1 pseudogene is annotated in these 271 nt (G+C 67.5%); it reads left to right on the top strand.

Annotated elements, in window-relative coordinates:
* A pseudogene (locus OH705_RS27425) lies at positions 1-251 on the top strand (HlyD family secretion protein); the annotation flags it as partial.
* Between the last annotated feature and the right edge of the window lie 20 nt (positions 252-271).

Raw genomic sequence — 271 nt, forward strand, 5'->3', positions numbered from 1 at the left:
TCGGCCAGCCGGCGACCTTCACCGTCGAAGCGCTCGATCATCTGAACCTGCGTGGACACGTGCAGCAGATCTCGCCGGCCACTGGCTCCCAGTTCGCCTTGTTGCAGGCCGACAACGCCACCGGCAACTTCGTCAAGATCGCCCAGCGCATCCCGGTGCGGATCACCGTCGTTGGCGACCAGCCCGAGGCCAGGCACCTGCGGCCAGGGATGTCGGTGGTGGTGAGCTTCGTTACCCGGGAGGCGCAGTAAGCGACGGGTCCGACGGCGCC

This window comes from Pseudomonas sp. BJa3 (assembly GCF_026343815.1).
GTDB lineage: Bacteria > Pseudomonadota > Gammaproteobacteria > Pseudomonadales > Pseudomonadaceae > Aquipseudomonas > Aquipseudomonas soli.